The 12,942-nt window shown below is 67.9% G+C and carries 13 protein-coding genes; 9 read left to right on the forward strand and 4 right to left on the reverse strand.

Translation table 11 applies throughout. The features are described 5' to 3' along the window. Positions 1-7 precede the first annotated feature (7 nt). From HUA75_RS30845 to HUA75_RS30870, 6 genes are all read left to right on the forward strand, one after another. On the forward strand, positions 8-1,135 hold the full coding sequence (locus HUA75_RS30845) for a PLP-dependent aspartate aminotransferase family protein (RefSeq protein WP_174488429.1): 1,128 nt from the start codon (positions 8-10) through the stop codon (positions 1,133-1,135). Then, the gene (locus HUA75_RS30850) at positions 1,047-2,204 is read left to right on the forward strand and encodes a PLP-dependent aspartate aminotransferase family protein (RefSeq protein ID WP_141644704.1); all 1,158 of its coding nucleotides are present in this window, start codon (positions 1,047-1,049) and stop codon (positions 2,202-2,204) included. The genes HUA75_RS30845 and HUA75_RS30850 overlap by 89 nt, the downstream gene beginning before the upstream one ends. A 256-nt stretch (positions 2,205-2,460) precedes the next feature. Continuing rightward, the gene (cysK, locus tag HUA75_RS30855; RefSeq protein ID WP_163869456.1) at positions 2,461-3,429 is read left to right on the forward strand and encodes a cysteine synthase A; all 969 of its coding nucleotides are present in this window, start codon (positions 2,461-2,463) and stop codon (positions 3,427-3,429) included. Next, positions 3,426-4,427, forward strand: a complete 1,002-nt coding sequence (locus HUA75_RS30860; protein WP_141644702.1) for a methionine ABC transporter ATP-binding protein — start codon at positions 3,426-3,428, stop codon at positions 4,425-4,427. The genes cysK and HUA75_RS30860 overlap by 4 nt, the downstream gene beginning before the upstream one ends. After that, the gene (locus HUA75_RS30865) at positions 4,417-5,097 is read left to right on the forward strand and encodes a methionine ABC transporter permease (protein ID WP_141644701.1); all 681 of its coding nucleotides are present in this window, start codon (positions 4,417-4,419) and stop codon (positions 5,095-5,097) included. Before HUA75_RS30860 ends, HUA75_RS30865 begins: the two co-directional genes overlap by 11 nt. Before the next feature lie 55 nt (positions 5,098-5,152). Beyond that, positions 5,153-6,001 carry a MetQ/NlpA family ABC transporter substrate-binding protein gene (locus tag HUA75_RS30870; RefSeq protein WP_174488430.1) on the forward strand — a complete coding sequence of 283 codons (849 nt, stop codon included), beginning with the start codon at positions 5,153-5,155 and terminating at the stop codon, positions 5,999-6,001. Between the two features lie 90 nt (positions 6,002-6,091). Here HUA75_RS30870 and HUA75_RS30875 read toward each other — a convergent pair whose 3' ends face one another. The 3 genes from HUA75_RS30875 to HUA75_RS47035 all read right to left on the reverse strand — a co-directional run bounded on the left by HUA75_RS30875 (position 6,092) and on the right by HUA75_RS47035 (position 9,622). Then, positions 6,092-7,516 (reverse strand): sigma-54 dependent transcriptional regulator, encoded by a 1,425-nt coding sequence (locus HUA75_RS30875; RefSeq protein ID WP_174488431.1) that lies wholly within the window; start codon positions 7,514-7,516, stop codon positions 6,092-6,094. Beyond that, a complete protein-coding gene (locus HUA75_RS30880; RefSeq protein ID WP_174488432.1) occupies positions 7,513-8,973 on the reverse strand; it encodes an ATP-binding protein in 1,461 nt (486 codons plus the stop codon). The genes HUA75_RS30875 and HUA75_RS30880 overlap by 4 nt, the downstream gene beginning before the upstream one ends. 505 nt (positions 8,974-9,478) lie before the next feature. After that, a complete protein-coding gene (locus HUA75_RS47035; RefSeq protein ID WP_174454496.1) occupies positions 9,479-9,622 on the reverse strand; it encodes a hypothetical protein in 144 nt (47 codons plus the stop codon). 378 nt (positions 9,623-10,000) lie between these two features. Between HUA75_RS47035 and HUA75_RS47040 the strand changes: the two genes are divergently transcribed. From HUA75_RS47040 to HUA75_RS47045, 3 genes are all read left to right on the forward strand, one after another. Further along, entirely contained in the window at positions 10,001-10,210 is a 210-nt protein-coding gene (locus HUA75_RS47040) for a hypothetical protein (protein WP_254627854.1), read from the forward strand. Positions 10,211-10,859: 649 nt separating this feature from the next. Further along, complete coding sequence (locus HUA75_RS30890; protein ID WP_174477333.1) at positions 10,860-11,075, forward strand: hypothetical protein; 216 nt, start codon at positions 10,860-10,862, stop codon at positions 11,073-11,075. A gap of 665 nt (positions 11,076-11,740) precedes the next feature. Beyond that, a complete protein-coding gene (locus HUA75_RS47045; RefSeq protein ID WP_254627855.1) occupies positions 11,741-11,950 on the forward strand; it encodes a hypothetical protein in 210 nt (69 codons plus the stop codon). Between the two features lie 21 nt (positions 11,951-11,971). Here HUA75_RS47045 and HUA75_RS30900 read toward each other — a convergent pair whose 3' ends face one another. After that, a complete protein-coding gene (locus HUA75_RS30900) occupies positions 11,972-12,931 on the reverse strand; it encodes an alpha/beta fold hydrolase (protein WP_174488435.1) in 960 nt (319 codons plus the stop codon). Positions 12,932-12,942 lie beyond the last annotated feature (11 nt).

Raw genomic sequence — 12,942 nt, forward strand, 5'->3', positions numbered from 1 at the left:
CCACGTCATGAAACTCGCCACCGCCCTCGTCCACGCCGGCACACGCAGAGACCCGACCACCGGCGCGGTCGCGGTGCCCATCTACCATTCCGCCACCTACCAACACCCCGCGCTCGGGCAGTCCACCGGGTACGACTACTCGCGCACGAAGAACCCCACCCGCGCCGCGCTCGAGGACGCGCTCGCGGGCCTCGAAGGCGGCAGCCGGGGCCTCGCCTTCTCCTCCGGCATGGCCGCGCTGCACTGCGCGCTCCAGCTCCTCGGCCCCGAGGACCACCTGGTCCTCACCGAGGACCTCTACGGCGGAACGTTCCGGCTGGTGGACAAGCTGCTCCACATCCCCCACACCTTCGTGGACACCACGCGGCTGGACGCGGTGCGCGCGGCGCTGCGTCCCAACACCAAGGCCCTGCTGGTGGAGTCGCCCACCAACCCGCTGATGAAGACGGCGGACCTGTCCGCGCTCGCGGACATCGCCCGGCAGGCGGGCGCGCTCCTCATCGTGGACAACACCTTCAACACACCGTTCCTCCAGCGCCCGCTGGAGCTGGGCGCGGACATCGTCGTCCACAGCGCGACGAAGTATCTGGCCGGACACAACGACGTCGTCGCCGGAGCGCTCGTGGTGAAGGACGCGGCGGTGGGCGAGCGGCTCGCCTTCGTCCAGAACGGCATCGGCGCCATCCTCGGACCGCAGGATTCCTACCTCGTGATTCGCGGGCTCAAGACGCTCGCGCTGCGCATGGAGCGCCACCAGTCGAACGCTCGCGAGGTGGCCGCGTTCCTGTCGAGCCACCCCCAGGTCGAGCGCGTCTACTACCCGGGCACGGGCGGGATGCTCTCCTTCGACGTCACCGACGCGGCCCTGGTGCCCCAGGTGCTCGCCGCCGTGCGCATCTGCCTCTTCGCCGAGTCCCTGGGCGGCGTCGAGACGCTCATCACCTTCCCCGCCACGCAGACCCACGCCGACATCCCCGTCGCGCGCAGGGAACAGCTTGGCATCACCGACCGACTGCTTCGCCTCTCCGTGGGTATCGAGGACTGCCATGACATCATCTCCGATTTGGCCCAGGCGCTCGAAGGGCGCTCCCAGCCCGTCGAACTTCGCCACCCGACTGCTGCACACGGGTCATGAAGTCGACCCGGTGACGGGCGCCGCCGCGGTGCCCATCTACCAGGTCTCCATGTTCGACCAGCCGGGTCTGGAGCACTCCGGCGAGTTCGACTACGCGCGCTCCGGCAACCCCACGCGCAAGGCGCTGGAGGGCGTGCTCGCGAGTCTGGACGAGGGCGCCGGGGCCTTCGCCTTCGGCTCTGGCATGGCCGCGCTGTCCACGGTGCTGATGCTCTTCAGCGCGGGGGACCACCTGGTCGTCACCGACGACTGTTACGGCGGCACGTACCGCGTGCTCACCCGGGTGTTCAGCCGCTTCGGGCTCAAGGCCACCTTCGTGGACACCTCGGACACGGACGCGGTGCGCGCCGCGTTCCGCCCCAACACCAAGGGGCTCCTCGTCGAGACGGTGAGCAATCCCTTCCTGCGCCGCACCGACGTCACCGCCATGTCCATCCTCGCGCGGACGTATGGCGCGCTGCTCATCGTGGACAACACCTTCCTGTCCCCCTACCTCTCGCGTCCGCTCACCGAGGGCGCGGACATCGTCATCCACTCCGCCACCAAGTACCTGGGCGGACACAGCGACATCATCGCGGGCACCGTGGCGGTGCGGACGCCGGAGCTGGCGAAGGAGGTCTACTTCCTCCAGAACGCGGTGGGCGCGGTGCTCGGGCCGCAGGACTGCTTCCTGCTCCAGCGCGGCATCAAGACGCTGCAGGTCCGCATGGAGCGGCAGGTGCGCACGGCCGGGGCGCTCGCTCGCTGGCTCGGAGGCAGGCCGGAGATTCGAGAGGTCTTCTATCCAGGCACCGGCGCGGTGGTGTCCTTTCGGCTCGCCCACGACTCGATGGCGGCGACGTTCGTGGACTCGCTGCGGCTGCCGCTGCTCGGCGTGTCGCTGGGCGCGGTGGAGAGCATCATCACCGTGCCGGCGAGGCACTCGCATGCCTCCGTGCCCGCCGCCGAGCGCGAGCGACGGGGAATCACCGACAGCCTCATCCGCTTCTCCGTGGGGCTGGAGGACCTGGAGGACCTGCAAGCGGACCTCGCGCTCGCGCTGGGCCGGGCCTTGAAGGAGGCCGCATGAAAGGGAGGTCGGGTTGACAGTCTCCGGCGGATTGGTTACGTCCTGAAGCCGATGCTCTGCTTCGTCGCTCCGTTCGGGTCCTGTTGTCGCGGCATGTGTTGCCGCGTCACGACGGGTCCGTCCGTTCGAGCGTACTGAGCGTCTTTCGCGCGCAGGCGTGTCCGGCCCGTCCCCCCGAAACCTGGAGACGGGCCGTTCCATTTCCCCACACGCCGGGGCGCTGCATCGAAGTCCCGGCCCCAACCCCGAGACGCGGATGCCCAACAACATCTACCCCGACGTGACGCAGCTCATTGGCCGCACGCCCATCATCCGCCTGTCGCGCGTCGGAGGCCCTGACGCGGCCACGCTGCTGGCGAAGGTCGAGTCCTTCAATCCCGGTGGCAGCGTGAAGGACCGCATCGGCCTGGCGATGATTGAGGACGCGGAGAACAAGGGCCGCCTGCGTCCGGGCATGACGATTGTCGAGCCCACCAGCGGCAACACCGGCGTGGCCCTGGCCATGGTCGCCGCGGTGAAGGGCTACCGCATCATCCTCACCATGCCGGAGAGCATGAGCGTGGAGCGCCGCCGCATCCTGGAGGCCTACGGCGCGGAGCTGGTGCTGACGCCCGCGGCCAAGGGAATGAACGGCGCCGTCGAGGCGGCCGACGAGCTCATCAAGGAGCTGGGCGACAAGGGCTTCATGCCGCAGCAGTTCCGCAACCCGTCCAACCCGGAGATTCACCGGCGCACCACGGCGAAGGAGATTCTCGGAGACCTGGACGTGCGCAAGCTCGACGCCTTCGTGGCGGGCATCGGCACGGGCGGCACGATTACGGGCGCGGGCAGCGTGCTCAAGAAGGAGAACCCGTCCCTGCAGGTCATCGCCGTGGAGCCGCTGCGCTCGCCCCTGCTCACCCAGGGCAAGGCGGGGCCGCATCGCATCCAGGGCATTGGCGCCAACTTCGTGCCGGAGGTGCTGGACCGCTCCGTCTATGACGAGGTCATCGACGTCGCGGATGTCGACGCGTACCTCGCCGCGCGGGAGCTGGCGAGCCGGGAGGGTCTGCTCGTGGGCATCTCCAGTGGCGCGGCGCTGCACGCGGCCCGACAGGTGGCTCGGCGACTGGGCCCCGGCAAGACGGTGCTCACCGTGCTGCCCGACACCGGTGAGCGGTACTGGAGTTCGTTCGCGGCGTTCGCCGAAGAGCTGGCGAACACACCGCAGGGAGTCGGTGGATGATTGAGCTGCGCGGTATCAGCAAGGTGTACAGGCAGGGCGGGCGCGAGGTGTCGGCGCTCCAGGACGTGTCGCTGCGGGTGGACCCAGGAGAAGTGTTCGGCGTGCTCGGGCAGAGCGGCGCCGGCAAGTCCACGCTCATCCGCTGCGTCAACCTCCTGGAGCGTCCCACCCAGGGCCGCGTGCGGGTGAATGGGAAGGAGCTGCTGTCGCTGAATCCCGATGAGCTGCGTCTGGCGCGGCAGGGCATCGGGATGATCTTCCAGCACTTCAACCTGTTCTCCTCGCAGACGGTGGCGGCCAACGTCGCGTATCCGCTGGAGGTGGCGGGGCTGCCACGCGAGCAGATTCGCGCGCGCGTCGCGGAGCTGCTCTCGCTGGTGGGCCTGTCGGACAAGGCGGACACCTACCCGTCGCGGTTGTCGGGTGGGCAGAAGCAGCGGGTGGGCATTGCCCGCGCCCTGGCGCCGCGTCCTCGCATCTTGCTGTCCGACGAAGCGACGTCGTCGTTGGACCCGGAGACAACGCGCTCGGTGCTGGCGTTGCTCCGGGATTTGAACCGACAGCTCGGCCTCACCATCCTGCTCATCACGCATCAGATGGAGGTGGTGAAGGCCATCTGCGACTCGGTGGCCGTGCTGGAGCAGGGACGGCTCGTGGAGCAGGGCAAGGTGGTGGAGCTGCTCTCCCGTCCGGGCTCGCATCTGCATGGGCTGTGCTACCCACCCTTCACGACGGGCGAGAGCGCCGTCCTTCGGGGCGGTCAGCGCGTGGAGCTGTCACTGTCGGGCGAGCACTCCACGCGTCCCATCCTCTCCACCCTGGCGCGTCGCTTCGACGTGGACGCGCATCTGCTGGAGGGCTCGCTGGAACGCGTGGGCGAGGCGCGCGTGGGGCGGCTGCTCTTCGAGCTCACGGGTGCTCCGGACGCGGTGAGCCAGGCCCTGGCGTTCCTGCGCGAGCAGGGTTTGACGTCGGAGGAGGCGGCCCATGCCTGGTGAGCTGACGCATTCGCTGTGGGTGGCCACGCTGGAGACGCTCTACATGACGTCGGTGGCCACGGTGTTGGTGGTGCTCGCGGGGCTGCCCCTGGGAGTGCTGCTGGTGCTGACGGACCGGGGCGGACTGTGGGAGCGCCCGGCGCTGCACCGCGTGCTGGGCACGCTCGTCAACGTGGGGCGTTCGGTGCCCTTCATCATCTTGATGGTGGCCATCGTTCCCCTGACTCGCCTGCTGGTGGGCACCACGATTGGCACCACCGCCGCCATCGTTCCGCTGGTCGTCGCGGCGATTCCCTTCATGGGGCGCGTGGTGGAGCAGGGACTGCGCGAGGTGGACTCCGGACTGGTGGAAGCCGCCATCGCCATGGGCTCCACCCACCGGCGCGTCATCTTCCGCGTCCTGATTCCCGAGGCCCTGCCATCTCTCGTGCGCGGTACCGCGCTCGTGGTTATCAGCCTGCTCGGCTACAGCGCCATGGCGGGCGCCGTGGGCGGAGGTGGGCTGGGAGACCTCGCGGTGAAGTACGGGTACATGCGCTTCCGTACCGACGTCATGTTGGGCTGCCTCGCCGTGTTGCTGGCGCTGGTGCAGCTCGTGCAGTGGCTGGGGGATGGAGTGGCTTCGCGCTTCGACCACACCTCGCCCCACTCCGGCCGCGCGCACGACTGAAATATCCACCCGGTCACGCTGTTGCCCGCGGCCTCTCCTCCGGAATCCACACCCCATGAAGCCACCTGCATCATTTTTCATCATCCCCCTGGCCTTCGCCGCCGTCTCCATCGCGCTGCTCGTGGGAACGGGCTGCAAGAAGTCGGAGGCTCCCGCCATCGGCGAGGCGCCCGGAGTGCCCACGCTGAGAATCGGCGTGAACCCTGTGCCGCATGGCGAGATTCTTCGCGCCGCGGTACCCGTGGCCCTGCGTGATGGCGTGCGCATCGAGGTGGTGGAGTTCACCGACTACGTGCAGCCCAACGTGGCCCTGGCGGATGGACAGCTCGACGCCAACTACTTCCAGCACGTGCCGTATCTGGAGCGCTTCTCCGCGGACCGTCAGCTCGCCCTGCGCAGCGCGGGCGCGGTGCACCTGGAGCCGCTGGCGCTGTACTCGACGAAGTTCCGTCAGCTCGCGGAGTTGCCCGAGGGCGCGCAGGTGACGATTCCGTCCGACCCGAGCAACGCGTCTCGCGCGCTGCATCTGCTCGCGGACCAGGGCCTGTTGCGGCTGAAGGAGGGCGCGGGCGCCGTCGCCACGGTACAGGACGTGGTGGGCAACCCTCGCAAGCTGGAGCTGCGGGAGATCGACGCCGAGCAGCAGCCGCGCACGCTGGAGGATGTGGCCGCCGCCGTCATCAACGGCAACTACTTCCTGGAGGCGCAGAAGCACCTGAAGCTGGACGCGAAGGTGCTGGCTCGCGAGTCCTCCACGCGCAATCCCTATGCGAATGTGCTCGTCGTCCGGAAGGGCGACGAGTCCCGCCCCGAGGTCCGGGTGCTGCTCAAGGCGCTCCAGTCCGGAGAGGTGCGCCGCTTCATCGAGTCCCAGTACGGCGGCACGGTGGTGCCGGCGTTCTGAGACGCGCGGTTCGCCGCGCAGGGCGCTTCAGGCGGAGAGCGGTGCCGCATCCCTCGGCGGCCTGATGGTTCTGGCGTTCTGAGACGCACGTCACTCGGAGCGCTTGAAGTCCTCCGAGCGCACTCCGTAGCGCTTGAGCAACCGGTGGAGGCTCTCGCGCTCCATGCCGGCGCGTTCGGCGGCATGGGTGACGTTTCCACTGAACTCCTGCATCAACGCGGTGAGGTACTCGCGGGACACCGTGTCGCGGGCGCCGTCCACTGCTTCGCGGTAGGGCAGCTTCGCCAGGGATTCGGCGGTGGCCCTCACTCCCGGAGCCGTGGCGCCCGAGGTGACTCCGCGTGACGTGGCCACCTCAGGAGGGAGGTCCTCTGGGGTGATGCGTGTACCTCGGGCCACGGCCACGGCTCGCGCCACGGCGTTCTCGAGCTGTCGCACATTGCCCGGCCAGTCGTAGGACGCGAGTGCGCGCAGGGCCTCGGCGGTGAAGCTCTCCACTTCAGACCGTCCCGAGCCGGACAGGAAATGCATCGCGAGCAGCGGGACGTCCTCGCGTCGCTCTCGCAGCGCGGGCAGTCGCACCGTCACCACATTGAGGCGGTAGTAGAGGTCCTCGCGGAAGCGACCGGCGGCCACCTCGGCGGACAAGTCACGGTGCGTGGCGGCCACCACGCGGACGTCCACCTTCACCGGCACGGTGGTGCCCACGCGCCGGACTTCCTTCTCCTGCAGGGCCCGGTTGAGCTTCACCTGCACGGGCAGCGGCAGATCTCCAATCTCGTCGAGGAAGAGCGTGCCGCCGTGGGCCTCCTCGAAGAGTCCGGGCTTCGCCACCGTGGCGCCCGTGAAGGCGCCCTTCGCGTGGCCGAACAGCTCGCTCTCCACCAACTCCGCTGGGAGCGCGCCACAGTTCACCGCCACGAAGGGCTTCGCGGCGCGTGGGCTCTCCTTGTGGACGGCCCTCGCGGCCAGTTCCTTGCCCGTGCCTGTCTCGCCTGTGAGCAGGACGGTGAGGTCTCTCGCCGCGACCTGGGAGAGCAGGCCGTGCAGGGCGTGCATCGCCGCGCTTCCGCCCAGCAGCCCGTGGAGCTCGGGGGCCGACGCGAGCCGGGCTTTCAGGCCCGCGGCCTCTCGGCCCTGGCGTCCATTCTCCAGCGCACGTGCCACGACGAGCGCGACCTCGTCCGGGTCGAACGGCTTGGAGAGGTAGTCGTAGGCGCCTTCCTTGATGGCCTCGACGGCCTTGGGGATGCTGGCGAACGCGGTGACGAGAATCACCTCCGTGTCGGGCGCGCGGCGCTTCACTTCGCGCAGCACCGCGAAGCCGTCCGCTCCGGGCATCTGGATGTCCGTCACCACCACGTCGAAGTCGCGCGAGGCCAGCAGCGACATGGCCTGCTCGCCATCAGCGGCCTCCGTCACGGCGTAGGCGTCTCCGAGGATGCGGGAGAACAGCTTGCGCATGTTCTCCTTGTCGTCGACCACCAGGACGCCGGGTTGGGTTGGAGTGCTCATGCCATGGCCTCCCGCTCCGCCGACGCGGGGGGCAGGCGCAGCGTGAAGCGCGCGCCTCCCAGCGGGCCCGTGTCCGCCTCGATGCGTCCGCCGTGTGCCTCCGCGATGGCCTGACTCACGGCGAGCCCCAGGCCCGTGCCCGTGGACTTGGTGGTGAAGAAGGGCTCGAAGAGGCGGCGGCGGTCCTCGGGCTTCACACCGGGGCCGGAGTCGGAGACGGAGACGCTCGCGCCGCCGTCCTTCGCGGGCGCGATTCGGACCTCGACGGTGCCACCGGTTCCGGCTGCCTCCGCGGCGTTCTTCACCAGGTTGAGGAGAATCTGGCGCAGCCGTGACGGCTGGGCCCACGCGCTCGCCGAGCCCTCCACGCGCACGTCCACTTGTCCGAGTCTCTCTGCTTCGCGCAGCCTCGCCACCACGTCCTCACACGTCTCGCGCAGGGGGATTATTTCCACCGGGCCCTGGCCCGGGCGGGAGAGGTCGAGGAGCCCTTCGACGATCTGCTGGCAGCGCACGGCCTCCTCCTCCACCACTTTCAGGTCCTCGGCCAGAGCGCCCTCCGCCTTGCGTTGGAGGATGCGCACATAGCCGAGGATGACGCCGAGCGGGTTGTTGATTTCGTGGGCGACGCCCGCCGCGAGTCGGCCGACGCTGGCGAGTTTTTCGTGTTGAACGAGCTGGGCCTGGTGCGTGCGCAGGGCATCGGTCATCCGGTTGAACTGCGCGGCGAGTCGGCCGAGTTCTCCCGGGTCGTCCTCGGGGATGCGCGTATCCAGGTCGCCCTGGGCGAGTCGAGCGGCGCCCTCGGACAGTCGAGCCACGGGGCGGGCCACGGAGTTGCCGATGTAGATGCCCACGCCCACGGCGAACAGCGTCGCGCCGCCAAGGAAGAGCAGGGCCCAGCGGAAGCTGGTGTGCTCGACGGCGGCGACGTGTTCCTCGAACGAGCCGATGGAGGTGTCGAAGCGGCGCGCCAGGGCCTCGGCGCGGGCCTGGATGAGGGAGACGCGTTCCAGGGCGCGGCCATGGGCGGTGGTGACTGCGGCGTGGTCCTTCGCCAGCACGGCGGGCAGGAGTGTCTCGCGGTACAGCCGGTCCAGCGCGTCACCGTTCTCCTGGATGTCCGCCACCCAGGCGCGCTCCTCGGCGTCCTGTGCCTGCTCTCGGAGCCGGCGGGTGAGCGTCTCGACGCGTGCTCGCGACTCCTCGTGGAAGTGAACGTGGCTGGCGTTGCCGAGGATGATGGTGTGGGCCAGATGCGCGTACTGGTCTCTCACGGCGGTGGCCAGCTCGAGTGCCTCGCGGACCCGGCCGCCGGCCTCACGCAGCTCGTGCGAGGCGTCGTGGATGTCCGCCAGCCGAGCGAGCGCGAAGCCCGAGGCCGCGGTGAACAGCGCCACCAGCGCACCGAAGGCGAGCAGCAGCTTGCGAGTCGTGGAGCCGGAGGTGGGAAGCATCGCGCTCTATATAAGGGAGTGCGGGGCCGTGTGGGTGAGCGATGTCGGCGCGTGCACAGTCTCACTCGCCCCATCAACCAGGTTGTCTCCGCGACTTCCTACCTTCGGTAGAATGCCTGTGTCGTTTCCTCAGTCGGGGGGACACAGCGATGCCGTGGATGACCTTCTGGGTCTGTGCGCTGTCCTGCGCCGTCATGGGCTGTCCCGAGGTCCACCGGCGTGACGGCCTCGTGGACCGGGCCGCGCATCAGGATGCCTTGGAGAGCATTCCCACGAAATGCTCGGTGGACGATTACACGCGCTATTGCGACGGCGGCCGCGAGCAAAGCGAAACGTGCATCCAAAGGTGCGGCGAACAATGAACGTGCGAACGATGCTGGGGGCAGGCATCGCGTTGTTGATACCGCTACCCCTTGTCCTCACGACGAGCAGCCTCCTGCAACCGAACCTTCCCGAGTACGTCAGAGGCCGGCAAGTCAGTCCTGTATTCACGCCAGAAGAACGCTCACGGTTCCAGACCTACCATCGAAACTGCGGCACACGCGTTGGGTGCGATCCACCACTGGGTTGCCTCTTCGATGCGCGCGCTCGCGCGCTCTATTGCGCGGACAGCCAGTGCTTCACCGATGCGCAGTGCCCAGATGGCCATGTCTGTCGACTCCTCGCCACCGCGAGACAAGACCCCGTGGTGCGCTATTGCGTGCCCGTGGGCATTCGCAAGGAAGGCGAGCGATGCGTGGAGATCTCCGACACCCAGGAAGGCGCCTGTGGGCCCGGGCTGTATTGCTCCAGTGCAGGAAGCTTCTGCGGGCGACCGTGCAGTCTGGATGACCCCAACACCTGTCCGCCCCACTTCTTCTGCGTGGACGACTACCCAGAACCGCTCTGCCTCCCCACCTGCGAGAAGAGCGGTTGCCCCGAGGGACAGTACTGCATCCGCCACGAAGAAGGCGCCTCCGCCTGCGCCAGGGTCTTCGGCCCCCAGTGCCAACAAACCCCCTGCCCCACAGGCCAGATCTGCGAGTTCATGCACGCCTCCCGTTTGCCCGACCGCATCTGGTCCGAGTGCGAGCTGCGCTGTGGCAAGGACTTCCCACCCTGCCCCGACAGCCGCGTCTGTGACGGCTGGGCCTGCGAGCAGCCCTGCGACCCCAAGGGCCCCAACACCTGCGACGACGGCTACCGCTGCTTCCAGCGCCGCCCTTCCAGTCCCTGGGTCTGCCACCCCGACTGGTGACGCCGTTACACCCAGCAAAGGTCACCGCCAAGCAGAACGGCCTCGGCGGTGGCCTTGCAGCACGTACCGAAAATCGAGAACGGCAATCTGTTTCAATCCACGCCCGGCTTTCGACCCGAGCGATGCAACATGCTTGTCGACAACGACCGCTCCGTTCGAACCCTGCTCACTTCTCACGGACTCTAGTTGGGAAGCCCTGAAGGAGTACCCGACCGCGGGGGCTGAGGCCCTTCTTCTCCCCATTGAAAGGTCAGCAACATCCTGAGAATGGGCGTACGGAGCGAGATGACGCATTGGACAACGGACTGATGCTTGTTCATCTGGTTCATTGGCATCCCTGGCTTGAGATTCCCGTTCCGTATGTTCGGAGGAATCCGCGACCAAAGTTGCGGCCGTCCAGGCTCCCGACAAGATGTCCAGCCGTGTGACTCCTCATCCTGAATCGAACCATCACCGCTGGATGGCGTGTGCAGCCTGCATCGAAGCTTGCCCACAGACAATTGCGCGTCTTTGCATGCATCACCGGCATGGAGAGTCCCGCAGTGTCGCAGTGTTCTGACATGCACAGTCGTCACGGCCCCTCGACCGATGAAGAACCCGCTGTGAATAGGCTGATCTTGCAGCGCATCCTCTCCCGGGGGACACAGCGATGCCGTGGATGACCTTCTGGGTCTGTGCGCTGTCCTGCGCCGTCATGGGCTGTCCCGAGGTCCACCGGCGTGACGGCCTCGTGGACCGGGCCGCGCATCAAGATGCGCTGGAGAACATCCCTACGCGCTGCTCCAGCGTGGAGCGCGAGCAATACTGCAGCGGAGAAGCGTCGAAGGACCCGGAATGCATCCGACGCTGCGGTGAAGCGGAATGAACTGGCGAACACCCATGGGGGTTGGAATCGCTCTGCTTCTTCCTCTGCCGTTGGTCCTCATCCTCGGCGGCACTCTTCAACCCGAGCAGCCGGAGCACCTCCGAGGTCGCCCCGTCAGCCCCCTCCTCTCCAAAGAGGAACGCGGCCCACTGCGGACGTATCACCGGAACTGCGCCCGAAGCTCCGACTGTGAGGCACCGCTGGGCTGCCTCATGGATGCGCGAGCTCATGCCCAGTACTGCGCCGACAGCCAGTGCCTCACGGATGCGCAATGCGAGGATGGACAGCACTGTCAGCTCCTCGCAACCGAAGGCCACGGCCCCATGGTGCGCTACTGCTTGCTGCTCGGCGTGCGCACGGAAGGAGAGCGGTGCATCAAGGTTCCCGCCTCTCGGGAAGAAGCCTGTGCACCTGGATTGATATGCGGGAGCCAAGGCGGTTTTTGCGCGCGCCCCTGCTCACTGACGGAGCCGGGAAGTTGCACTCCGACTTTCTTCTGCGCGGACACCCAACCCGAACCGCTCTGCCTCCCCACCTGTGAGAAGAGCGGCTGCCCAGAGGGACAGCACTGCATCCGCCACGAAGAAGGGGCCTCCGCGTGCGCCAGGGTGTTCGGCCCCCAGTGCCAACAAACCCCCTGCCCTTCGGGCCAGACGTGCGAGTTCATGCACGCGTCCCATCTACCCGACCGCATCTGGTCCGAGTGCGAGCTGCGCTGTGGCAAGGACCTCCCGCCCTGCCTCGACGGCCTCATCTGTGACGGCTGGGCCTGCGAGCAGCCCTGCGACCCACAAGGCCCCAACACCTGCGACGACGGCTACCGCTGCTTCCAGCGCCGCCCCTCCAGTCCCTGGGTCTGCCACCCCGATTGGTGACAGACCCGCCCCACCGCGACGTCACGCGGGCAGCGACTTCAAGAACGACAACAACGCGGCGTTGACCTCCGCGGGACGCTCCTGCTGAACCCAGTGCCCCGCTCCAGGGACAACAAGCACGTCCTTCAAATTCGGCACCAGCGGCTTCATCACCTCCACTGGCGCCAGCGCGCGCCCCGGGTCCGTCTCTCCCGTGATGAACAACGCGGGCTGCTCGATTCGCACCGTCGCCAGCTCGGGCAGTTCCTCCCAGTCCCGGTCCATGTTGCGATAGCGGTTCAAGCCACCCCGGAACCCACTGCCCTCGAACTCCTTCACGAAGTACGCGACATCCTCCTCCGTGAGCCAGGCGGGCAAGGTCGCGGGCGTCTCGATGCCCGTGAGAAACCCATCCCCCTGCTTCCTCGCGCGCACCAACTCCGACTTCGTGTCGAAGCCCGCGACGGAGCCCGCCAGAACGGTGCGCACCGTCCGCGACACGTCCGCCTCCAGCTCCGCCTCCGCGACACCGGGCTGTTGGAAGTACTGGATGTAGAACCACTTCTCACCGAACACGGCCTTGAAGAGCTGCGTGGGCGGCATCGGCGTACGCCCCAGATGCGGAACACTCATGCCGACAACGGCCCTGAAGCGGTTCGGATGAAGCGCGGCACAGGTCCACGCCATCGCCGCGCCCCAGTCGTGCCCCACCACCACCGCGGTCTTCTCCCCGAGCGCATCCAGCAGCCCCACGAAGTCCGCCACCAGGTTCCGCATGCTGTACGCCTCGACGGGCCCCGGCTTGTCACTGCGCCCATAACCTCGAACGTCCGGCGCGACGACGTGGTAGCCGGCGGCGGCGAGCACCGGGAGCTGATGCCGCCACGAGTACCAGGACTCCGGCCACCCATGGAGCAACAGCACGAGTGGCCCCTTCCCCGCCTCCGCGACATGAAGGCGAATCCCATTCGTCTCGAGCGTGCGATGTGTGATGTCGACCATGGTAGGGGCTC

It is taken from the genome of Myxococcus sp. CA040A, assembly GCF_013336725.1.
GTDB classification, from domain to species: Bacteria; Myxococcota; Myxococcia; order Myxococcales; family Myxococcaceae; genus Myxococcus; species Myxococcus llanfairpwllgwyngyllgogerychwyrndrobwllllantysiliogogogochensis.

Bases quoted from the DNA above. Each gene is read 5' to 3' on its own strand.
- HUA75_RS30845 (WP_174488429.1), top strand. From the start codon at position 8: ATGAAACTCGCCACCGCCCTCGTCCACGCCGGCACACGCAGAGACCCG.
- HUA75_RS30850 (WP_141644704.1), top strand. From the start codon at position 1,047: ATGACATCATCTCCGATTTGGCCCAGGCGCTCGAAGGGCGCTCCCAGC.
- cysK (WP_163869456.1), top strand. From the start codon at position 2,461: ATGCCCAACAACATCTACCCCGACGTGACGCAGCTCATTGGCCGCACG.
- HUA75_RS30860 (WP_141644702.1), top strand. From the start codon at position 3,426: ATGATTGAGCTGCGCGGTATCAGCAAGGTGTACAGGCAGGGCGGGCGC.
- HUA75_RS30865 (WP_141644701.1), top strand. From the start codon at position 4,417: ATGCCTGGTGAGCTGACGCATTCGCTGTGGGTGGCCACGCTGGAGACG.
- HUA75_RS30870 (WP_174488430.1), top strand. From the start codon at position 5,153: ATGAAGCCACCTGCATCATTTTTCATCATCCCCCTGGCCTTCGCCGCC.
- HUA75_RS30875 (WP_174488431.1), bottom strand. From the start codon at position 7,516: ATGAGCACTCCAACCCAACCCGGCGTCCTGGTGGTCGACGACAAGGAG.
- HUA75_RS30880 (WP_174488432.1), bottom strand. From the start codon at position 8,973: ATGCTTCCCACCTCCGGCTCCACGACTCGCAAGCTGCTGCTCGCCTTC.
- HUA75_RS47035 (WP_174454496.1), bottom strand. From the start codon at position 9,622: ATGGCCATCTGGGCACTGCGCATCGGTGAAGCACTGGCTGTCCGCGCA.
- HUA75_RS47040 (WP_254627854.1), top strand. From the start codon at position 10,001: ATGCACGCCTCCCGTTTGCCCGACCGCATCTGGTCCGAGTGCGAGCTG.
- HUA75_RS30890 (WP_174477333.1), top strand. From the start codon at position 10,860: ATGCCGTGGATGACCTTCTGGGTCTGTGCGCTGTCCTGCGCCGTCATG.
- HUA75_RS47045 (WP_254627855.1), top strand. From the start codon at position 11,741: ATGCACGCGTCCCATCTACCCGACCGCATCTGGTCCGAGTGCGAGCTG.
- HUA75_RS30900 (WP_174488435.1), bottom strand. From the start codon at position 12,931: ATGGTCGACATCACACATCGCACGCTCGAGACGAATGGGATTCGCCTT.